We start from the raw sequence: 21,791 nt of genomic DNA on the forward strand, positions 1-21,791 counted from the left end.
AAAATGTTTGATATTTTGTATCATATTTGGCACAAAACATTAGATATCTCTCCATCTTTAGTCGTATCCGACGTTAAAGAATGAATCCTTATGGTAGAATTCCAGACTTGAATGTCTTAGGGAAGGCGTGTATTTTGCTCGCCTATTGAATGGTCTGATGACTTGAATTATACGCTTATACCGAAACTTTCCGTGACAACGTGAATGCAGTGAGTTTCGGTATAATTCATCATTTTCTAAAGAGGATTAAACATGCGCATCATTCTTCTGGGTGCTCCAGGTGCAGGTAAAGGGACACAAGCTCAGTTCATTATGGAGAAATATGGGATTCCACAAATTTCTACCGGTGACATGCTTCGTGCTGCAATTAAAGCCGGCACTGAACTTGGTAAGCAAGCCAAAGCAGTTATCGATGCTGGTCAGTTAGTTTCTGATGATATTATTCTGGGACTGATTCAAGAACGGATCGCTCAGCCAGATTGTGAAAAAGGCTTTTTGCTCGATGGTTTCCCGCGGACAATCCCTCAAGCGGATGGTTTGAAAGCGATGGGGATTGAGATTGATTACGTGATTGAGTTCGATGTCGCCGATAAAGTGATTGTTGAACGGATGGCTGGGCGCCGTGCTCATCTGGCCTCAGGCCGGACTTATCATGTGGTATATAACCCGCCGAAAGTTGAAGGAAAAGATGATGTGACCGGTGAAGAACTGGTGATTCGTGATGACGACAAAGAAGAAACCGTACGTTCTCGTCTGGCCGTTTATCATGAGCAGACTGCACCACTGATTGACTACTACAGTAAAGAAGCGGCGGCAGGAAAGACCCGTTATCTGAAATTGGATGGGACGAAACAGGTTGCCGAAGTCAGCGCTGATATTGAAAAAGCATTAGGTTGATCCTTGGCGCTTGCTGACTGATAGTCATGAAGAACGGACTATTTTGATGGAGAAAATCCAGTACTTTCGAGGTGCTGGATTTTTTTTATCCAGTCGCTGCGCTCGTTAAAAATCGTGATAGAGTATGACCCATAACATTTTTGAAGATTGTCTTACTGAATAGGTGAAATCTGACGTGATGTATCCGGCAAAAAAACAAGGTGTACTATTAGTTAATTTGGGAACGCCGGCTGCAGCAACACCCGCTGCAGTGAAAGCGTTTTTGGCTGAATTCCTCTCTGACTCGCGTGTTATTGATCTCTCTCCGTGGGTTTGGCGCCCATTATTACATGGTGTCATTTTACCGATCCGTTCACCGAAAGTTGCGCGTTTATACCAACAGATTTGGATGGATGGCGGGTCTCCGTTAATGGTGTACTCAATGCGCCAGCGTGACAAACTGGCAAAATTGCTTGATATGCCGGTTGAAGTCGGAATGACTTACGGCCAGCCCAGTGTTCGGGATGGATTGCAGCGTTTAATGGCACAGCAAGTTGAATCTGTCACGGTATTGCCGCTTTATCCTCAATATTCAGGTACAACAACAGCCGCGGTTTATGATGCGGTTGCCAATGCGTTGAAGTCATTTTCGGTCGTCCCTGAACTTCGTATCATCCGCGATCATTATCATCATCCCCTTTATATTAAAGCATTGGCTGAGAAAGTCCGTGAGTCTTGGGCGCTGCATGGCCGGGGAGATTATCTGCTCTGTTCCTATCATGGGATTCCGCAACGCTATGCTGATAATGGCGATATTTATCCTCAGCACTGTGTCGCAACCACCCGGCTTCTCGCGGCTGAACTGGGGTTAGACGAGCATCAAATCGGTACGACGTATCAGTCTCGTTTTGGTAAAGAAGCGTGGTTACAGCCTTATACCGATAAAACATTAGAAAACCTCCCCCAAAACGGTGTGAAGAGTCTGGATATTATTTCTCCGGCGTTTGCGGTGGACTGTCTGGAAACGCTGGAAGAAATCGCACAAGAGGGTAAAGAGACGTTTCTCCAAGCCGGCGGAGAGGTTTACAACTTCATTGGTTGTCTGAACGATTCCGATACCTATGTATCTTTATTCGCTGAATTGGTGAAACATTCAACAAATAAACCTGAATGAGTTTTTATCCATGTACCTTCTGTCAAACTATTGCTAGGGTTTATATAAGGTAAAAGCGAAAAGTGGTTATCAGAATATGAAGCAATGGTATTTACTTTATTGTAAGCGTGGAGAACAGCAGCGGGCCAAATGCCATTTGGAGAATCAGGGCGTTGAATGCTATTACCCTGAGATTGAAGTTGAGAAAATTCTGCGAGGGAAAAAACAAACCTTGCTTGAGCCGCTGTTCCCTTCTTATATGTTTGTCTGTTTTGATTATGAGGTCGGCCCTAGCTTTGTATCCGTTCGTTCAACAAGAGGTGTGACGGATTTTATCCGTTTCGGGCAGCATCCTAAAGAAGTGAGTGCTGAGTTGGTCGAACACTTAAAAGCGTTGGAAGCCAACCCTCAGTCTCTCCAGAGGATGCCACAGCGTGGGCAGGTCGTTCGGGTGAAAGGTGGGCAATTTGCCGGAATTGATGCCATTTATCAGGAAGCGGATGGAGAAATGCGTTCGATCATGTTGGTGAAAATGATTAGCCAGACCGTTGCGATGAGCTTTGATAATCGAGATTTGGAGTTTTCTTAGACGATTTTTTATGAGAACTCATTCAAGCAGGTCAGTCTTACCCTCATAAAAAAACAGCAGGATGTTCTCCTGCTGTTTTTCGTTGACTCCCAATGAAGCCCAAGCCCTGAAATTAGTAAGCTTCCTGATGAACGTTCTTGACTGCTCGTCCGGATGGGTCAATACAGTTTTTAAATGATTCATCCCATTCAATGGCTTTTGCCGATGAACAGGCAACCGATGGTCCGCCCGGAACACATCTTGCTGCCGATTCAAGTGGGAACAGTTCTTCAAAAATTTCCCGGTATACATAACCTTCTTTGGTTGTCGGTGTATTGTAAGGGAAGCGGAACTGTGCCGTTTCCATTTGCTGATCGGTGATTTTTTCTTCCGCGACCGCTTTGAGAGTATCAATCCAGCCGTAGCCGACCCCATCGGAAAACTGTTCTTTCTGCCGCCAGGCGATTGAATCAGGCAGATAGTGTTCAAAGCATTCACGTAAGATATGTTTTTCCATTTTGCCGTTGCCGCACATCTTATCTTTCGGGTTTAAACGCATTGCCACATCGATAAACTCTTTATCCAAGAATGGGACTCGTCCCTCGACACCCCACGCGGCCAGCGATTTGTTAGCCCGGGCACAGTCAAACATGTTGAGTGCCAGTAGTTTGCGAACGGTTTCTTCGTGGAACTCGCGCGCGTTCGGGGCTTTATGGAAATAAAGATATCCCCCGAAAATTTCATCAGCACCTTCACCGGAAAGGACCATTTTAATCCCCATGGCTTTGATTTTTCGTCCCATCAAAAACATCGGTGTGGATGCCCGAATCGTGGTCACATCATATGTTTCGATGTGGTAAATCACATCGCGGATGGCATCCAGACCTTCCTGAATGGTATAAGTCATCTCATGGTGAACTGTGCCGATTTTTGTTGCGACTTCCCGGGCAGCTTTGAGATCGGGGGCACCTTCCAGACCAATTGCAAATGAGTGCAACTGAGGCCACCAGGCTGCCGATTGCTCATCATCTTCAATCCGCATTGCAGCGAAGCGTTTCGCGATTGCGGAAGTGATCGATGAATCCAGTCCTCCGGACAGCAGGACACCGTAAGGCACGTCAGTCATAAGTTGCCGTTTGACCGCGGCTTCCAAGGCTTGAGTCAACTGCTCTTTATCAGTCATGTTCTCTTCAACGGCACTATAGTCGTTCCAGTCTCGCATGTAGTAGCGAACCGGTTCTTGATCGGATGAACCGTAATAACAACCCGGAGGGAATTCGCTAATGGTTTTACAAACCGGAACCAGTGCTTTCATTTCGGAAGCAATATAGTAGTTTCCATGCTCATCGGTGCCTTGATAGAGTGGGATAATACCGATGTGGTCACGACCGACCAGATATTGGTTTTTTTCTTCATCGTACAGGATGAAAGCGAAGATACCGTTAAGTTCTTCGAGTAAATCTGCACCCATGTCCTGATAAAGGGCAAGAATGACCTCACAATCAGAATCGGTCTGGAAATCATACTTATCTTCGTAACGGGCACGGATTTCTTTATGGTTATAGATTTCACCGTTGACAGCGAGTATATGCTTTTTATTCGGGCTATAGATTGGTTGAGCGCCGCTATTCAGACCAACGATAGCCAGTCTTTCATGCGCCAGAATTGCATGGTCCGATGTATAAATACCAGACCAGTCCGGACCACGGTGACGGAGTTTTTTGGACATTTCCAGTGCCAGTGGACGTAGCTTCGATGCATCGCTTTTTATATCTAAGATGCCAAATATAGAACACATACTCATTCCCTTATGATTTTTGCTTTGAATGCTAATGTGCCACTTTTTCTGAAAAAGACAACCCTTGGTTCAGTGTATTTCCATTAAAACTGGTTTTGTGGTGAATTTAATTTTAATTTTAATTTTATTTATTAAATAAAATTTAATTTTGGAGCGGATTTGATTTATTTTTATTCAGATGTAACTGTCGATATGTATTATCAAACGCTAGGGAGATGTCGGAAGGATAGAGTAAGGCAACCCGTCGGGTTGCCTTACTGAACAATATTATGATGACTCTTCGAGCAGCTTTTGGAGTAGAACACCGTTGAGCATTGCCCGTTTAATCATGGCAAAAGCAGCAATCGGCGGTTGTTTATAAACCTGTGAGGCCACAATCGGGAGATTTTTATAGAATGCTTTCAGAGATTGATTCTGTACATTACGTTCGATCGCCGGGAAAATCAGATCCTGCGCCGTGGTGATATCTCCGGCGATGATAATCTTTTGCGGATTAAACAAGTTCACGGTAATCGCGACGGCTTTCCCTAAATGATCACCGACCTTTATCAAGGTCTGACGTGCCAGTTCATCGCCTTGATTGGCATGCTCGCAAATGTCGTTAATGGTAATCTGATCTAAATCTGACAGGGTTGACTGGTAGCCCTGGTCTAGAAATTGTCTGACCCGTTTCACAATTGCCGGGTTAGAGGCGACGGTTTCCAGACAACCGAAATTACCGCATTGACACTGTGCGCCTAAGGGATCGATTTGAATATGACCGATTTCCCCGACGTTGCGGTTAAACCCGAGGAAAATCCGGCCATTGACAATCATCCCGGCCCCGGTACCACGGCCGACACTAATTAAAATCGAATCCTGACAATCCTGACTTGACCCGAAATAATGTTCTGCGAGAGCAAGCCCTCGGATGTCATTGCCGATAAAACACTCGACGCCAAAGTGATTTTTGATGATATCTCCCATCGCGAGTTCATCAACATCGACATTGTGCATATATTCAACGACCCCTGTTTCTGGATTGACCAGCCCGGGAAGAACCACACCAATGGCAATTAATTGTTGAATATAAGTTTGTTTTTCTCGGATGAATTGGTGAATGTAGTGCAGTAAGCCCTCGATGAGTTCTTTTTGATGCAGATATTGAAACTCATGATAATCGGAAACTATTTCGTTACCACCCAGATCATAAAGACTGATCTGGACGTAGTCTCGGCCCAATCTGACTGCAACGGAATGAAAAGGAAGTACCTCGGTTTCCAGTGAGATAGCCCGGCGACCACCGGTCGATGCTTGTTGGGCGACTTCTTTAATGAGGCCTTTTTCCAGCAGTTGACGGGTAATTTTAGTGACACTGGCTGGTGCTAACTGACTAATATCTGCAACCTGAATTCGAGAAATCGGACCCTGTTGATCGATGAGCCGATACACAGCGGCACTATTAAGTTGTTTGACTAAATCTACATTACCTTTTTGCGTATCATTCATTGCTTATGCTGCTCGTCTTGATCATTTCTTATCTTGTCATCGGATTGTAAAATTTTTTATCGATGATAGCCTAACCACGTATTCATTGTGCTTATTGTGTCGGTTTGGTAGCGTGATGTCTATGTTACTTTCTTCTATACCAGCAGACGATGGTATATTCACTGAGCTTGCTCGTGAGATGATGGCTGATTTTAAGTCATTGTTTCAGTCCCGAATGACCCGCCAAAGCGGTAATATACTGCCTTATTGCTAAGAAAATAAAGTCCTCTCCAACCGGAGCTGTGGCATTGGTCACTAATCTTTCGCCATCTAAGTTTACTTTTCGCAATATTTACCCGGATAGGGAGCCTCATTGGCGGGATTTTTTAATGTCGATTCCGGTGTTAAAAACCAGAAAGACCGCTTTATCGATTTAAAATGATCGATCTCAGGAAATAATCTGAAGAATATCCCTGAATCATATTGTGTAATCACAAAGAATTGTGGATCATTAGGGGTGTTAATTTTTATGTCCTAACAGCAAAATTATTCGCGGTGTACTTGTCTGGATTCAAACAGATGGGTCACGGTCCTGAGAATACAAAATTATTGAGGTGTTATAGATGAGTGAAGCTGAGGCTCGTCCATCGAATTTTATCCGTCAAATTATTGATAAAGACTTGGCGGAAGGCAAACATACCAGTGTGCATACCCGATTCCCCCCAGAGCCGAACGGCTATCTTCATATCGGACATGCGAAATCAATCTGTTTGAATTTCGGTATTGCTCAGGATTATCAGGGCCAGTGTAACTTACGTTTTGATGATACAAACCCGGAAAAAGAGAACATTGAATATGTTGAGTCAATTAAGAAAGACGTCAACTGGTTAGGTTTTCAATGGGCAGGTGAGGTGTGCTATTCCTCTGATTATTTTGAACAACTTTATCGCTATGCGGTTGAGTTGATTGAGAAAGGTCTGGCTTATGTTGAAGAACTGACACCCGAGCAAATTCGCGAATACCGAGGGACCTTAACTCAGCCGGGGAAAGACAGTCCTTATCGTGATCGCAGTGTTGAAGAAAATCTCGCGTTGTTTGAAAAAATGCGCAATGGTGGATTTCAAGAGGGGGAAGCCTGTTTACGTGCCAAAATCGACATGGCTTCTTCTTTCATTGTTTTGCGTGATCCGGTTTTATATCGGGTGCGTTTTGCTGAGCATCACCAAACCGGTAATCAATGGTGCATTTATCCGATGTACGATTGGACCCATTGTATTTCGGACGCATTGGAAGGCATTACTCATTCTTTATGTACTCTGGAGTTTCAGGATAACCGACGCCTGTATGACTGGGTTCTGGATAACATCTCCATCCCTTGTCATCCAAGACAGTATGAATTCAGCCGCTTAAACCTTGAATATACGGTGATGTCGAAACGTAAGCTGAATCAGTTGGTGTCAGAAAAGCTGGTTTCAGGGTGGGACGATCCTCGGATGCCGACTATTTCTGGTTTACGTCGTCGTGGATTCACACCTGCTTCGATTCGTGAATTCTGTAAACGCATTGGTGTGACGAAGCAAGAGAATATGATTGAGTTTGGTTCATTAGAGTCTTGTATTCGTGATGATCTGAACGAGAATGCGCCCAGAGCGATGGCGGTTCTGGATCCGGTCAAAATTGTCATTGAAAATTATGATGCTGACGCCGTAGAAATGCTGGATGTCGCCAATCATCCGAACAAACCAGAGATGGGAAGCCGTCAAGTGGCCTTTAGCCGGGAAGTCTGGATTGAACGTGAAGATTTCCGTGAAGAAGCAAATAAGAAGTACAAACGCCTTGTATTGGGTAAAGAAGTCCGCTTACGTGGTGCTTATGTGATCAAAGCGGAGCGGATTGAAAAAGATGACGACGGTGAAATCACAACCATTTACTGTACTTATGACGCTGATACTTTGGGGAAAAACCCTGCGGATGGTCGTAAAGTCAAAGGTGTCATTCACTGGGTCTCGGTCAGTCAGGGCATTCCAGCAGAGTTCCGGCTTTATGACCGACTCTTTTCGGTCGCAAATCCAGCGACAGAAGATGATTTTACGCAAGTTCTGAATCCTGAATCTCTGGTTCGTAAGCAGGGTTTTGTCGAAGCCAGTTTAGTTGAAGCAAAACCAGAATTTGGTTATCAGTTTGAACGTTTAGGTTATTTCTGTGCCGATAATCGTGATTCTTCAGCCGAATCATTAGTGTTTAACCGCACTGTCGGTTTAAGAGATACGTGGGCAAAAATTGAAGCAGCTTAGTCTGCTTTGTTCAGTCACGAGAGAAAAGCCAGCACTGTGTGCTGGCTTTTTTTATGGCCATTTTGCTGCGATTTTATGCTCAGTCCTCAGTGAGGATTATTATGGTGTCTGCTTGTTCAGCGGATGATTTTTAAACAAATCCGACGTCTCACCGGAGGAATTTAGATAGGTTAACGAGGCGAATGATCGCGCAGGAAAGTGGAAAATGTGTGAGATGCGCGCAATTATTGTAGGCAAAACAGTTTTTTTCCCGATAACCTATAGTTTTGCTGGTGTAATCCGATATATTTAACAGATTATCGAATTTATTATTCTAAGCACATAGCTGAGCTTTATATGCGTCAATTGTTAAAACGTCTGTTGTTCCCACTTGCAATAGCAGCCGTGAGTCAGATTTTTCTTGTTCACGCAGAAGGGATTCGTCTGCTTGGGCCGACGGGGCAAGTGCAGTCATCACCACAATACAGTGAAGCGGTAAGGTCTTCGGCTGTATCTTCTCATAATGAGCCTTCAAAATTTTATGGCCCGACGTCTGAAACGGAAACATTATGGTCCATTGCCTCAAAACTCAGACCATCCAATCAGGTGACCGTTCAGCAAACGTTACTTGCGCTTTATCAGTTAAACCCCGAGTCATTTGAACAGCAGAATATCCACAGTTTAATTCCGGGGAGCCGACTACGTATTCCATCGCTGGTACAGATCCGTAGTGTTACCACAGCAGAAGCAACACGGGTTATGCAGGCGCATCAGCAGCGTTTGGATCAAACAAGCCGTGTTGCGTCAACGGGTTCATCCACTGCAACCAACGCGCGGACAGTGCAACCTGCCGAGTCAGCATCGGTCAATACAACAACACCATCAACAGTACCGTCTGCAACGAAGCCAGCGCAGCAACAGACCGCGACGCAGCAAGTCAGTCTTCCGGCAGAGAAAATCATTCCGTCAGAGCAACCAGCTCAGACGGAAGCGCCACAGTCTGTACTGTCATTCTCATCGTCAAGTCCGGCAGGAACAGATTCAGAAATTCTGGCCCTTGAAGAAAAAAACCATCGTTTGACACTCATGCTGTCAAAAGTTCAGGCAGAAGTGAGCGATCTGAAGAGTGAACTGGGGGATGAGAACAAAGTTCGTACCGAAGTTGAAAAGCTGCTGGCAGAAGAACGCCTCAAACGTGCTGAAGCCGAGCGAATGGCTCCGACCTCTCTCGATAAACTGCTCTCCAATGGGTGGGCAGTCGGAGCGCTTGCACTCATTCCCGGGCTATTGATTGCTTTGTTGATCATGTGGCTGATGGGCCGGAGAAAATCGGCTGAAACACCATCCGATGTGGCCACTGAGTCGAAGGACGTGAGTGATAAACCCGTTAGTATCGGGGATGCCGCAGAGATTGATGGTAACGATGACGAACTGGATGATCTGTCACTTGATGATGACCTCTTTAGCACGACAGGCTCTGAATCTGAAGAAAATGACACCCAGGATGAAGCGGATACCGATGATGTATTTGCAGAGCTTGACGATGTCGATCTTGATTTGGATTTAGGGGATGAAAGCGAAGAAGATTTGTTTGCCAGCATCGATGATGATGGTGACTTAGTCGATCCTGACCTCGATAGTGATTTTTCTGCAAGTGCGAATGGCATTAGTGTCAACAGCGAAGATAAAGCGGTCGGTCTGGAAGAGATGGAACGTGCGCTTGAAGATGCATCTCTCGCGGCTGATGAAGAACCGGCTGACAGTGAGGATTTTGATCTTTCCAGTGACGATCAAGTCGGTATGTCTCAGAACGAAATCGAGACATTGCTCGATGGTGATACGCTTGATGAGGATTTGGATGAGACAGAGCTCGACCAATCCATGCTCGATGATCTTTTGGCAGAAGAACAAGATGATGAATTTGATCTGGGTGGTGCCGGACTTGCTTCTGACAGCGAGCTGGAAGCTCTATTTGACAGTATTGAGCAACAAGCGGATCTGGAGCAGCTAGAGGCAAACAGTCAGGACGATTCATTCTTAGATGAAGCATTTGACAGTGAAACGGTCGATACACCTGATAACGAAGATCAACCAGAAAGTGTGACCGATGAAAGTACCGCGTTGCTGGATGAGTTATTGGATGAATCGGACGACTCAGACGATGAGCTTAATTGGGATAAAGAATTAGAAGATCTGGGCGGTTTTGAGTTAGCGGATGATAGCGATGATGAGTCATTTGATTTTGAAACGCTCGATTTTGACGAAGACTTGGACACGGATTCTGATCTTGATGAAGAGGCGCCCCCACTCGATGACGGCACGGAGTTATTCGATGAATTACTCGAAATTGAACAGCATAGTCGTGAGGAAGATGACGATTTTAATCGTGAAGGATTTATTGATGATCTGATTAGTTCTGCGCCGGATAAAGACCCGTTATTAGATGAAGTCGATTTTGAAACATCTGATTCAGCAGATACATCACAAGAAGATGCCGATGACTTTGATTTCAACCCGGAAATTGAAGGAAGTGGACAGGCTGAGCAAGATGAGTCTATTACAGCCAATGAGTTTGGGATTCCGCAAGATACGGATTGGGATCTTGAGGACGAACTGGAACCATCTTCGTCATTAGCGGAAGCTGAATCTGACGCGACGGACGAAACGCAACCGGCGGATATCGATGATGAGCGGTCTGCCGAGCCAGCCATCGCGCCGGAAGCCACTCAGGCCGAGGCGGCAGTTGATGAGTCGCCGGAGCATGACGATTTATCGGACTTTATCGATGATGACGCGCTGCCTGAATTTGATGAAACCGCAGCACTGGATGAATCGGCCGCGGCAGATACCGACGAAGGACAACCACAACCGACGGATATCGATGATGATCCGTCTGCTGAGCAAGCTATCGCGCCGGAAGCGACTCAGGCCGAGGCGGCAGTTGATGAGTCGCCGGAGCATGACGATTTATCGGACTTTATTGATGATGACGCGCTGCCTGAATTTGATGAAACCGCGGCACTGGATGAATCGGCCGCGGCAGATACGGACGAAGGACAACCACAACCGGCGGATCTCGATGATGAGCCGTCTGCTGAGCCAGCCATCACGCCGGAAGCGACTCAGGCCGAAGCGACAGTTGATGAGTCGCCGGAGCATGACGACTTATCGGACTTTATTGATGATGACGCGCTGCCTGAATTCGACGAAACCGCGGCACTGGATGAATCGGCCGCGGCAGATACCGACGAAGGACAACCACAACCGGCGGATCTCGATGATGAGCCGTCTGCCGAGCCAGCCATCGCGCCGGAAGCCACTCAGGCCGAGGCGGCGGTTGATGAGTCGCCGGAGCATGACGATTTATCGGACTTTATCGATGATGACGCGCTGCCTGAATTTGACGAAACCGCGGCACTGAATGAACCGGCTGCGACAGATACGGACGAAGGACAACCACAACCGGCGGATCTCGATGATGAGCCGTCTGCCGAGCCAGCCATCGCGCCGGAAGCGACTCAGGCCGAAGCGACAGTTGATGAGTCGCCGGAGCATGACGACTTATCGGACTTTATTGATGATGACGCGCTGCCTGAATTCGACGAAACAGCGGCACTGGATGAATCGGCCGCGGCAGATACCGACGAAGGACAACCACAACCGGCGGATATCGATGATGAGCCGTCTGCTGAGCCAGCCATCGCGCCGGAAGCGACTCAGGCCGGGGCGACAGTTGATGAGGAGTCGCTGGAGCATGACGATTTATCGGATTTTATCGATGATGACGCGCTGCCTGAATTTGATGAAACCGCGGCACTGGATGAATCGGCCGCGGCAGATACGGACGAAGAACAACCGCAACCGGCGGATGTCGATGATGAGCCGTCTGCTGAGGAAGCTGTAGCGCCGGAAGCCACTCAGGCCGGGGCGGCAGTTGATGAGTCGCCGGAGCATGATGATTTATCGGACTTTATTGATGATGACGCGCTGCCTGAATTCGACGAAACCGCGGCACTGAATGAACCGACTGCGACAGATACGGACGAAGGACAACCACAACCGGCGGATCTCGATGATGAGCTGTCTGCTGAGCAAACTGTAGCGCCGGAAGCCACTCAGGCCGAGGCGGCAGTTGATGAGCCGCCGGAGCATGATGATTTATCGGACTTTATTGATGATGACGCGCTGCCTGAATTCGACGAAACCGCGGCACTGGATGAATCGGCTGCGGCAGATACGGACGAAACGCAACCGGCGGATCTCGATGATGAGCCGTCTGATGAGCAAGCCATCGCGCCGGAAGCGACTCAGGCCGAGGCGGCAGTTGATGAGCCGCCGGAGCATGATGATTTATCGGACTTTATTGATGATGACGCGCTGCCTGAATTTGACGAAACCGCGGCACTGAATGAACCGGCTGCGACAGATACGGACGAAGGACAACCACAACCGGCGGATCTCGATGATGAGCTGTCTGCTGAGCAAACTGTAGCGCCGGAAGCGACTCAGGCTGAGGCGGCGGTTGATGAGCCGCCGGAGCATGATGATTTATCGGACTTTATCGATGATGACGCGCTGCCTGAATTTGACGAAACCGCGGCACTGGATGAATCGGCTGCGACAGATACCGACGAAGGACAACCACAACCGGCGGATCTCGATGATGAGCCGTCTGCTGAGCAAGCCATCGCGCCGGAGGCGACTCAGGCCGAGGCGGCGGTTGATGATCAGCCAGAGCACGATGATTTATCTGATTTTATGGATGAAGAAGCTGCTCCTGAACCTTTCCCGAGAACTTCTCTTGATGAAGAGACTTTAGGTGCGCTGTTAGATGAAAACGCTGAGCCAGAGCAGTATGTTTTTGAACCCAACTTAGATGAAGAACGGATCGCCAGTGCAGGGATGGATTTTGATTCGATGCTGAGTATGGGAGGAGAAGACTGGAATGGGTTCAAGCTTTCTCCGGAACAACAAGCGTCGATTCCTGATGAAGTGCCGGAAGAAGAGCTGGATGTCTGGCGTACTGAAAACCAAACACATGAACCTCAGGCCGACTCGGAAGACTGGGAAGTTCAGGATGACTTATTCGATAACGATTCTGGACAGAAACGTCATTTAACCATTGATGAGCTGATGTCTCAGGTTGAAGGGCATGACCAGCCATTTGAAGAAGTCGATCTTAAGTTAGATGTCGGGTTAAATGAGTTCCCGGATGTGATCGGGGATATCACTAATGTTGACGTTGACAGCAATGCAGAAGCCGCAGGAAAGCTTGATTTGGCGAAGATTTACATCGAAATGAATGATGAAGCCGGTGCGGTGAAATTGCTGGAAGAAGCGATTGTTGATGGCAATGATGAGATTCGTCAGGCTGCCAAACGTTTGATTGATGAGCTGAACCGGAGACATTAACGGGTGAAGAGACTCGAATGACCCACAAAGCGCTGCTATCTATGGAGACTCAAGGGACATTGCTTGTAGTCCATTAGAAATTTTTTCAATTTGCGATTATACTGCCGGGCCTGTTTGATAAGAGATGTAGATGATGAGAATCGCTTTAGGTGTTGAGTATCATGGCGCTCATTATTATGGCTGGCAGCGACAACGGGAAGTCCCGAGTGTTCAGGAAGCGTTGGAGAAAGCGTTAAGCCAAGTTGCGAATCATCCGATAGAGGTTCAGTGTGCTGGCCGAACGGATGCGGGGGTTCACGGCACGGGGCAAGTGGTTCATTTTGATACCGAGGTGCAGCGAAAAACCGCAGCATGGACCATGGGTGTGAATGCGAATTTACCTCAAGACATTGCTGTTCGGTGGGCACAGGAAGTTCCTGATACCTTTCACGCCCGTTTTTCAGCAACAGCGAGGCGTTATCGCTACGTGATATATAATGATAACTTGCGACCTGCGATTTTATCCGCAGGGGTCAGTCATTATCATGGTGATTTATGCGTAGAAAGGATGCACCAAGCCGGGCAGTTCTTATTGGGGGAAAATGATTTTACCTCGTTCAGAGCCGTGCATTGCCAGTCACGTAGTCCGTGGCGGAATGTCATGCATTTGCAAGTGACGCGTCACAATCGTTATGTTGTGATTGATATTAAGGCAAATGCATTTGTCCACCATATGGTCAGAAATATTGCCGGGAGCTTAATTGCTGTCGGCAGAGGTGAGCAAGAGCCTGAATGGATCCAATGGCTATTGGACGCAAAAGATCGGAAGCTTGCGGCTGCAACTGCAAAAGCCGAGGGGCTTTATTTGGTTGAAGTCGAGTATCCGCAAACATTTAATTTACCGGAACAACCCGTTGGTCCGTTATTTTTACCTGATACGTTGAACGAGTTGCGTTAGTCTGGTTCAAATGATGATTCAGCGTGTTGCAACTTCGTTTCACGAAGGTACAACCAGTTTTTTATCAACATACCGAGGTTTATGTGATTTAATCCTCTGGGTGTTTATTGTCGAATAATTTTCTCTTGCCGTTGCAAGGGAGAGGAGTAAGGGTCTTCCACATGAGTTGGCTTGAAAAGATTTTAGAGAAAAGCAATATTGTCAGTTCGCGAAAAGCATCAATTCCTGAAGGTGTTTGGACAAAATGTACGTCTTGTGAACAAGTCCTTTATTATGCTGAGCTTGAGCGTAATTTAGAAGTTTGTCCAAAGTGTAATCACCATATGCGGATGAGTGCGCGTCGTCGTCTGGAAAAATTTCTTGATGAAGGCAACCGCACCGAGATCGGTGAGGCATTAGAGCCACAGGACAAGTTAAAATTTAAAGACTCAAAACGTTATAAAGAGCGGCTTGCTGCGGCACAGAAAACGAGTGGCGAGAAAGATGCCCTCGTCGTCATGAAAGGAGAACTTCTCGGTTATCCACTGGTTGCTTGTGCATTTGAGTTCTCCTTTATGGCGGGTTCGATGGGGTCTGTTGTTGGCGCGCGTTTTGTAAAAGCGGTTGAAGCTGCAATTGAAGCCAAGTGTGGTTTGATCTGTTTTTCTGCCAGTGGCGGTGCCCGGATGCAAGAAGCGCTCATGTCACTGATGCAAATGGCAAAAACCAGTGCCGCACTGGAACGTTTATCGCAAAATGGCTTACCGTTTATCTCGGTGATGACTGACCCGACTATGGGGGGCGTTTCTGCGAGTTTGGCAATGCTCGGGGATATTAACATTGGTGAGCCAAAAGCCGTGATTGGGTTTGCTGGCCGTCGTGTTATTGAACAGACCGTCCGTGAAGATCTTCCTGAAGGTTTCCAGCGTAGTGAATTTCTTCTGGAGCATGGCGCGATTGATATGATTGTTGACCGTCGCGAAATGCGTGCTCAGATTGCAAGCCTGTTGGGTAAAATGATGAATTACCCGGCTCCGGCGACAGAATCCGGAAATGATAGCGCTTATACGGTACCCGAAGCTGAAAAAAAAGAGTAAAGTAGTTCTCCCATATTTTAATAGTATGCTTGTTTAATGAGTCAGAACGCTATACCACAAGCCACATCCTCATTATCGATGTGGCTTGATTACTTATCCAGTATCCATCATTCATCCATAGATTTAGGTCTTGATCGTGTTCAGGTTGTGGCCCAGAGAGCCAACCTTACCAAACCTGCACCAACCATTATTACGGTTGCCGGGACAAATGGTAAAGGTTCTACCTGTGCGATTCTTGAAGCGATCCTGCTTGCTGCGGGCTACTCCGTGGGGGTCTACAGCTCCCCTCATCTTATTTGCTACAACGAACGCGTCCGGATCAATGGCAAAGTATTAGCTGACGAATACCACACGCGTGCATTTGACTGGATTGAAAAACACCGCGGAACGACAAGTCTGAGCTTTTTTGAGTTCGGAACGCTGGCTGCATTGCGGTTATTGCAAGAAGAGCAAGTTGATGTCGCAATCCTTGAAGTCGGTTTAGGTGGTCGGTTAGATGCGACCAATGTCGTTGATCACGATGTATCAGTCATCACGAGTCTGGCGATTGACCATGTTGATTGGCTGGGGAGTGACTTGGGACAGATTGGGTATGAAAAAGCGGGGATTTTCCGTGCCGGTCGCCCCGCTATATGTGGTGAACCTCATCCACCGGCAACCGTTGCTGCCTATGCTGATGAAATCGGCGCTGAATTCTTTCAGGTTGGGATTCAATTTGATTATCAGGGTGCAGACGATGGGTGGCATTGGCAGCATGGCGCTTTTGATCTCCGTGATTTACCGAAGCCGCAATTGCCGTTACCCAATGCCGCAACTGCTTTGATGGCGCTTGGATGTGCCGGTTTAGATATCAGCGATATCAATATTGTTGAGGGCTTAAAGTGTGCCATGTTGCCCGGCAGAATGCAGCAGATCAGCCAGCAGCCGGTGATTCTGCTTGATGTGGCGCACAATCCTCATTCAGCCTCTTATCTGGCCTCACAAATAAAGCAGCGTTTCTCAAATAAGAAGATCCATCTGGTTATCGGCATGTTACATGACAAAGATATTCAGGAAACCATCTCTGCGTTATCAGCGGTGGTTGACCACTGGTATCCGGCGTCTTTAACCGGGCCTCGTGCGGCTTTTGCCAGCGAGTTGAATCGTTATATTCCTGTTCCTAGTCAAACCTATGAATCACCGGTTCAGGCTTTTAAAGCTGCGATGACACGAGCAAATGAAAATGATGCCATTATCGTTGCGGGTTCGTTTCATACGGTTGGAGAAGTTTTGGATTTTTGGAATAAACGAGGAGTGTAAACAGAGATGGCAAGTCGATTCCAAAGTCGTTTAGTTGGAACCGTTGTATTGGTTGCACTGGGTGTCATTATTCTTCCGGATATTCTGGACGGACAAAAATCACATTACAAAGAAGAGGTTGCCAGTATTCCTCTGAAACCCGACGTTGATCAAGAAACGGAACAATATCAAATATTAGAGCCTGAGACCGATCAGCTCTCTCTCCCGGATTCCCCAGTGACAGTTAAAGAAAATACCGATGAGAAAGCCTCGGATGATGCTGTTTCTGTTCAGGTACAAACGTCGTCGGAGGCGGATGATTTTCAGAGTAGTGGTTGGATCATTCAATTGATGGCACTCAAAAATAGTGATAATGCGCAGAAATTGGTCGCAGATTTGCAAAAGCGGGGTTATCAGGCGCATACCAAACAGGAAAATGGCTACACGCGTGTGATTATCGGACCCGATGTTTCAAAAAGCAAAATGGAAAGACAATTGGCTGAATTAGAAAAAATAACCGGCGCAAAGGGTCAATTGCTCAAATTTAAACCGTTAAATCCGTAAGAAAACGTTTGCGTCGCCATTTTTTCTGTTAGAATGCGCGCCATCTTAGAATGAGAGAATGTATGAACTGGTTAGATATTGTCATTTTAAGTGTGATTGGCCTGTCAGCAGTGATCAGCCTGATTCGTGGTTTTGCGAAAGAGGCATTGTCACTGGGCACTTGGCTACTTGCATTTTTTATTGCAAGTCATTATTACCCAAAGCTGGCTGTTTATTATACAAATATTCAGGATGACATGTTCCGCAACGGTGCCGCGATTGCGACGTTGTTTATTGCAACATTAATTGTTGGTGCGTTAGTGAATTATGTGATTGCCCAGCTGGTACAAAAAACAGGGCTTTCAGGTACGGATCGGGTTCTTGGCGTCGTATTTGGCGGACTCCGGGGCGTTCTGATCATTGCTGCGGTTCTGTTTTTTATGGATGCGTTTACTGCGTTTCCAAGTTCAAAATGGTGGGAAAATTCACAATTAGTGCCACAATTCCGGTGGATCATTGTGCAGTTTTTCGAACATTTGAAAACATCATCTAGTTTTCTGACCGGTGCGGTATAAATCGACCGGTATAATGTCGCAAATCGAGGATTAAGACATGTGTGGTATTGTTGGAATTGTTGGTTCAACGCTTGTCAACCAGTCTATCTATGATGCTTTGACTGTGTTACAGCATCGCGGCCAAGATGCTGCGGGTATTTGTACCATAGATAGCAATCGTTTTCGTCTGCGTAAAGCAAATGGATTGGTGAAAGATGTATTTGCTGCAAAGCATATGCAACGCCTACAAGGAACGGTTGGTATCGGACATGTCCGTTATCCGACAGCGGGGAGTTCAAGCGCATCTGAGGCGCAACCTTTTTATGTTAACTCACCGTTTGGTATCACACTGGCTCATAATGGTAATTTAACCAATGCCCAGCATGTTCGGGATAAACTATTTGAAAAAGATCGCCGTCATGTCAATACGACTTCTGATTCTGAGGTGTTGTTGAATGTACTGGCGCATGAAATTGATACGGTCAAAGGCAATGTTACTGCGGAAGATGTATTTCGCGCTGTAACCAATGTTCATCGCACGATTAAGGGGGCTTATGCCGTTGTGGCGATGATTATCGGTCATGGCATGATCGCCTTCCGGGATCCAAATGGTATTCGTCCTTTGTGCTTGGGTAAGCGCAGTGTTGATGGAAAAACCGAGTATATGGTCGCTTCTGAGTCCGTTGCATTGGATGCTGTCGGATTTGAAGTGATGCGTGATATTGCGCCGGGTGAAGCAATTTATGTCACCTTTGAAGGTGAGCTCTATACACATCAATGTGCGGATAATCCTCAACTGAATCCGTGTATTTTTGAGTTTGTTTATTTTGCGCGTCCTGACTCTTTCATCGATCAAATTTCTGTCTATAGCGCCCGGGTTGAAATGGGTAAAAAGCTGGGAGAGCGCATTCAGCAGGATTATGCTGACCTCGATATTGACGTCGTGATCCCAATCCCTGAAACTTCATGTGATATTGCCCTGCAAATTGCACAGGCGCTCGATAAACCGTATCGGCAGGGATTTGTCAAAAACCGCTATGTTGGCCGGACTTTCATTATGCCGGGTCAGCAGCAGCGCCGTAAGTCTGTACGCAGAAAGCTCAACGCGATTCGTTCTGAGTTTAAAGATAAAAATGTTCTGCTGGTGGATGATTCAATTGTTCGGGGAACCACATCAGAGCAGATTATCGAAATGGCTCGCGATTCCGGGGCGAAAAAAGTCTATATGGTTTCTGCCGCACCGGAGATTCGTTTCCCCAATGTTTACGGGATCGATATGCCAAGTGCGAATGAGCTGATTGCTCATGGGCGGGACAATGAATCTATCTGCCGTCAAATCGGTGCCGATGCTTTGATCTTCCAGACCATTGAAGATCTGGTTAGTGCCGTGGGTATCGGCAATCCGAGTATCAGTCGCTTTGAAACCTCGGTCTTTAACGGTGAGTACGTGACCGGTGATATTGATCAGGACTATCTGGACTATCTGGAAGCGATGAGAAACGATGATGCGAAAGAGCAGAAAGAGATTCAGCAAGAATTAGCGAGTCTCGAACTCTATAATGAAGAAAACTGAGTGTCGGGTTGAATAATACTCGGAATCAATCGTTACTCACTGATATGAATAAGGCTTCCATGTGGAAGCCTTTTTTATGGTCGGTTTTCAGCACGCGACAGGGGAGTCGCTACAGAACCATTGCCGCTATCCAGCCAAAGATAATCAACGGGATATTATAGTGAATAAACGTTGGCACAACGGTTTCCCAGACGTGTTCATGCTGTCCGTCTGCGTTGAGCCCGGAAGTGGGGCCGAGTGTTGAATCCGATGCCGGAGAGCCCGCATCACCTAATGCTGCGGCGGTACCAACCAATGCGATTGTTGCCATTGGTGAGAAACCGAAAGCGGCCGCGAGCGGGACGTAAATAGTTGCAATAATCGGAATCGTCGAAAATGAAGAGCCGATTCCCATGGTGACTAAGAGGCCGACAACCAGCATGAGCAGAGCCGCCAATGGCTTATTGTCCCCAATACTATGAGAGAGTGATGTGACCAGCGATTCGACCCCGCCGGTCTGTTTCATCACCGCAGCAAAGCCTGCGGCCGCAATCATAATAAAGCCGATCATCGCCATCATATGTACCCCTTTGGTAAAGACATCGTGGGTCTCTTTCCAAGCGATAACCCCACCAAAGGTAAATACCATAAATCCAGTGAGTGCACCGATAATCATTGAACCTGTCAATAACTGCACGCTGAGGGCTGCAACAATCCCGATCGCTGCCGTCAGAATATATCGACCATTAATGTGATGTCCCTGATTATGATGAACTTCGGTCAATTCCGTTTTCCGGTATTCTCTGGGTTTGCGATAACTAAAGAACACGGCAATCAAAAGCCCAACCACCATGCCGGCGCCTGGCAGCAACATTGCAGTTGGAATTTGGCTCGCTGTGACATTGACTAAGCCATTTCCCTGAAGGTTTTTCAGCAGAATATCTTTTAAGAAAATGCCACCGAAACCAATTGGCAGAACCATGTAAGGGGTAATGAGGCCAAATGTGAGAATACAGGCAATCAGACGCCGATCTAATTTGAGTTTGGCAAAAACACCCAGCAGTGGCGGAATCAAAATGGGAATAAACGCAATATGGACCGGAATAATATTCTGAGACGACATCGTCACCAGAATGAGTGCGATTAACACCGCATATTTCAAACCGGTCTGTGTTTCCTGCTGCTCTTTGCCATGAATTTTGCGAATGACCAGATGAGCAACTAAATCGGTGAGACCGGATTTAGAGATAGCGACAGCAAATGCACCGAGCATGGCATAACTGAGAGCGATCGTCGCACCGCCGCCAAGGCCACTTTCAAATGCTGCGACGGATTCATTCAGGCTCATGCCGGAAACAAGCCCGCCAACAATCGCACTAAATGTCAGTGCGACGACAACGTTGACACGAAGCAGTGCAAGTATCAGCATGATACAGACTGAAATAACGACAGGGTTCATACAATTCTCGTGTTGTAGTATTTTGAATTAGGGTTAGTTTTCTTCTGATGTGGCATCGGATAGCGGCCAGCCGCCTAATGCCTGCCATTGATTAACAATCCCACAGAACAGATCCGCTGTTTTCCGGGTGTCATAAAGTGCTGAATGTGCTTCTTTATTATCAAATGAAATCCCAGCAGCACGGCAGGCTTTTGCAAGGACGGTTTGTCCGTAGGCCAGGCCGCTTAAAGTTGCGGTATCAAACGTTGCGAAGGGATGAAAAGGAACCCGTTTGAGGTGGCAGCGTTCACTGGCTGCCATGACAAAGCGATGATCGAATGTTGCATTATGTGCCACAATGATGGCCCGGCTGCATTCGGCTTCCTTTTGTTCTTTACGAACCTGCCGATAGATTTCTTTCAGGGCTTCCATTTCACTGACCGCTCCTCTCAGCGGGCTGAATGGGTCATAAATACCATTAAATTCCAGCGCTTCTTTTTCCAGATTGGCCCCTTCGAATGGTTCGATGTGAAAATGAAGCGTGGTTGCTGGCTGAAGTTGTCCTTCGGCATCCATTTTGAGTGTGATGGCACAAATCTCAAGCAGTGCATCTGTCTCAGCATTAAAACCGGCTGTCTCGACATCGATAACAACGGGTAGATAGCCCCGAAAGCGATTTTTTAAACGTGGGATGTTGTTTACTTCCGTCATATTGACCATAACCTATATATCAGGGCTCGCATTATTGCAGATTATACGCCTGATAAAAACCGCAGATATTGATTAAAATGTTGAGAGTTATGGATAACCACGCAACTGTGGCTAGGTTTTTGCATTTCCTTTCATGTTCTAACGTGAAGTGGCAA

15 protein-coding genes are annotated in these 21,791 nt (G+C 46.9%); 11 read left to right on the plus strand and 4 right to left on the minus strand.

The window, feature by feature from the left end; genetic code table 11:
- Positions 1-252 precede the first annotated feature (252 nt).
- From adk to rfaH, 3 genes are all read left to right on the plus strand, one after another.
- A complete protein-coding gene (gene adk / locus OCV37_RS04950; protein ID WP_038181930.1) occupies positions 253-897 on the plus strand; it encodes an adenylate kinase in 645 nt (214 codons plus the stop codon).
- A 178-nt stretch (positions 898-1,075) separates the two neighbouring features.
- On the plus strand, positions 1,076-2,050 hold the full coding sequence (gene hemH / locus OCV37_RS04955) for a ferrochelatase (protein ID WP_038181927.1): 975 nt from the start codon (positions 1,076-1,078) through the stop codon (positions 2,048-2,050).
- Positions 2,051-2,126: 76 nt separating this feature from the next.
- Positions 2,127-2,618 (plus strand): transcription/translation regulatory transformer protein RfaH, encoded by a 492-nt coding sequence (gene rfaH, locus OCV37_RS04960; RefSeq protein ID WP_038181924.1) that lies wholly within the window; start codon positions 2,127-2,129, stop codon positions 2,616-2,618.
- Between the two features lie 112 nt (positions 2,619-2,730).
- Here rfaH and asnB read toward each other — a convergent pair whose 3' ends face one another.
- Both asnB and nagC read right to left on the minus strand, forming a co-directional pair.
- Complete coding sequence (gene asnB, locus OCV37_RS04965; protein ID WP_038181921.1) at positions 2,731-4,395, minus strand: asparagine synthase B; 1,665 nt, start codon at positions 4,393-4,395, stop codon at positions 2,731-2,733.
- Positions 4,396-4,662: 267 nt separating this feature from the next.
- Entirely contained in the window at positions 4,663-5,883 is a 1,221-nt protein-coding gene (nagC, locus tag OCV37_RS04970; protein ID WP_038181917.1) for a DNA-binding transcriptional regulator NagC, read from the minus strand.
- A 602-nt stretch (positions 5,884-6,485) separates the two neighbouring features.
- On the opposite strand from nagC, the gene glnS reads away from it, so the two are divergent.
- From glnS to purF, 8 genes are all read left to right on the plus strand, one after another.
- Positions 6,486-8,156 (plus strand): glutamine--tRNA ligase, encoded by a 1,671-nt coding sequence (gene glnS / locus OCV37_RS04975; protein WP_038181914.1) that lies wholly within the window; start codon positions 6,486-6,488, stop codon positions 8,154-8,156.
- Between the two features lie 336 nt (positions 8,157-8,492).
- A complete protein-coding gene (locus OCV37_RS04980) occupies positions 8,493-13,547 on the plus strand; it encodes a FimV/HubP family polar landmark protein (protein ID WP_261888121.1) in 5,055 nt (1,684 codons plus the stop codon).
- Between the two features lie 133 nt (positions 13,548-13,680).
- Complete coding sequence (truA, locus tag OCV37_RS04985; protein ID WP_038182699.1) at positions 13,681-14,484, plus strand: tRNA pseudouridine(38-40) synthase TruA; 804 nt, start codon at positions 13,681-13,683, stop codon at positions 14,482-14,484.
- Positions 14,485-14,645: 161 nt separating this feature from the next.
- The gene (gene accD / locus OCV37_RS04990; protein WP_038181911.1) at positions 14,646-15,560 is read left to right on the plus strand and encodes an acetyl-CoA carboxylase, carboxyltransferase subunit beta; all 915 of its coding nucleotides are present in this window, start codon (positions 14,646-14,648) and stop codon (positions 15,558-15,560) included.
- Between the two features lie 36 nt (positions 15,561-15,596).
- Complete coding sequence (folC, locus tag OCV37_RS04995) at positions 15,597-16,859, plus strand: bifunctional tetrahydrofolate synthase/dihydrofolate synthase (protein ID WP_038181908.1); 1,263 nt, start codon at positions 15,597-15,599, stop codon at positions 16,857-16,859.
- Positions 16,860-16,865: 6 nt separating this feature from the next.
- Entirely contained in the window at positions 16,866-17,402 is a 537-nt protein-coding gene (locus OCV37_RS05000; RefSeq protein WP_038181906.1) for an SPOR domain-containing protein, read from the plus strand.
- A gap of 62 nt (positions 17,403-17,464) precedes the next feature.
- On the plus strand, positions 17,465-17,956 hold the full coding sequence (locus OCV37_RS05005) for a CvpA family protein (protein WP_038181903.1): 492 nt from the start codon (positions 17,465-17,467) through the stop codon (positions 17,954-17,956).
- Between the two features lie 37 nt (positions 17,957-17,993).
- Positions 17,994-19,508, plus strand: coding sequence for an amidophosphoribosyltransferase (gene purF, locus OCV37_RS05010; protein ID WP_038181901.1), 1,515 nt, complete (start codon positions 17,994-17,996; stop codon positions 19,506-19,508).
- Positions 19,509-19,617: 109 nt separating this feature from the next.
- Here purF and OCV37_RS05015 read toward each other — a convergent pair whose 3' ends face one another.
- Positions 19,618-20,946, minus strand: coding sequence for a Na+/H+ antiporter family protein (locus tag OCV37_RS05015; RefSeq protein ID WP_038181898.1), 1,329 nt, complete (start codon positions 20,944-20,946; stop codon positions 19,618-19,620).
- Between the two features lie 33 nt (positions 20,947-20,979).
- Positions 20,980-21,636 carry a ribonuclease T gene (rnt, locus tag OCV37_RS05020; protein ID WP_038182697.1) on the minus strand — a complete coding sequence of 219 codons (657 nt, stop codon included), beginning with the start codon at positions 21,634-21,636 and terminating at the stop codon, positions 20,980-20,982.
- Between the last annotated feature and the right edge of the window lie 155 nt (positions 21,637-21,791).

Origin of the sequence: Vibrio rhizosphaerae (assembly GCF_024347095.1) — a bacterium.
Lineage (GTDB): Bacteria > Pseudomonadota > Gammaproteobacteria > Enterobacterales > Vibrionaceae > Vibrio > Vibrio rhizosphaerae.

Bases quoted from the DNA above. Each gene is read 5' to 3' on its own strand.
- folC (WP_038181908.1), top strand. From the start codon at position 15,597: ATGAGTCAGAACGCTATACCACAAGCCACATCCTCATTATCGATGTGG.
- asnB (WP_038181921.1), bottom strand. From the start codon at position 4,395: ATGTGTTCTATATTTGGCATCTTAGATATAAAAAGCGATGCATCGAAG.
- OCV37_RS05005 (WP_038181903.1), top strand. From the start codon at position 17,465: ATGAACTGGTTAGATATTGTCATTTTAAGTGTGATTGGCCTGTCAGCA.
- nagC (WP_038181917.1), bottom strand. From the start codon at position 5,883: ATGAATGATACGCAAAAAGGTAATGTAGATTTAGTCAAACAACTTAAT.
- accD (WP_038181911.1), top strand. From the start codon at position 14,646: ATGAGTTGGCTTGAAAAGATTTTAGAGAAAAGCAATATTGTCAGTTCG.
- rfaH (WP_038181924.1), top strand. From the start codon at position 2,127: ATGAAGCAATGGTATTTACTTTATTGTAAGCGTGGAGAACAGCAGCGG.
- glnS (WP_038181914.1), top strand. From the start codon at position 6,486: ATGAGTGAAGCTGAGGCTCGTCCATCGAATTTTATCCGTCAAATTATT.
- OCV37_RS04980 (WP_261888121.1), top strand. From the start codon at position 8,493: ATGCGTCAATTGTTAAAACGTCTGTTGTTCCCACTTGCAATAGCAGCC.
- rnt (WP_038182697.1), bottom strand. From the start codon at position 21,636: ATGACGGAAGTAAACAACATCCCACGTTTAAAAAATCGCTTTCGGGGC.
- OCV37_RS05015 (WP_038181898.1), bottom strand. From the start codon at position 20,946: ATGAACCCTGTCGTTATTTCAGTCTGTATCATGCTGATACTTGCACTG.
- hemH (WP_038181927.1), top strand. From the start codon at position 1,076: ATGTATCCGGCAAAAAAACAAGGTGTACTATTAGTTAATTTGGGAACG.
- adk (WP_038181930.1), top strand. From the start codon at position 253: ATGCGCATCATTCTTCTGGGTGCTCCAGGTGCAGGTAAAGGGACACAA.
- purF (WP_038181901.1), top strand. From the start codon at position 17,994: ATGTGTGGTATTGTTGGAATTGTTGGTTCAACGCTTGTCAACCAGTCT.
- OCV37_RS05000 (WP_038181906.1), top strand. From the start codon at position 16,866: ATGGCAAGTCGATTCCAAAGTCGTTTAGTTGGAACCGTTGTATTGGTT.
- truA (WP_038182699.1), top strand. From the start codon at position 13,681: ATGAGAATCGCTTTAGGTGTTGAGTATCATGGCGCTCATTATTATGGC.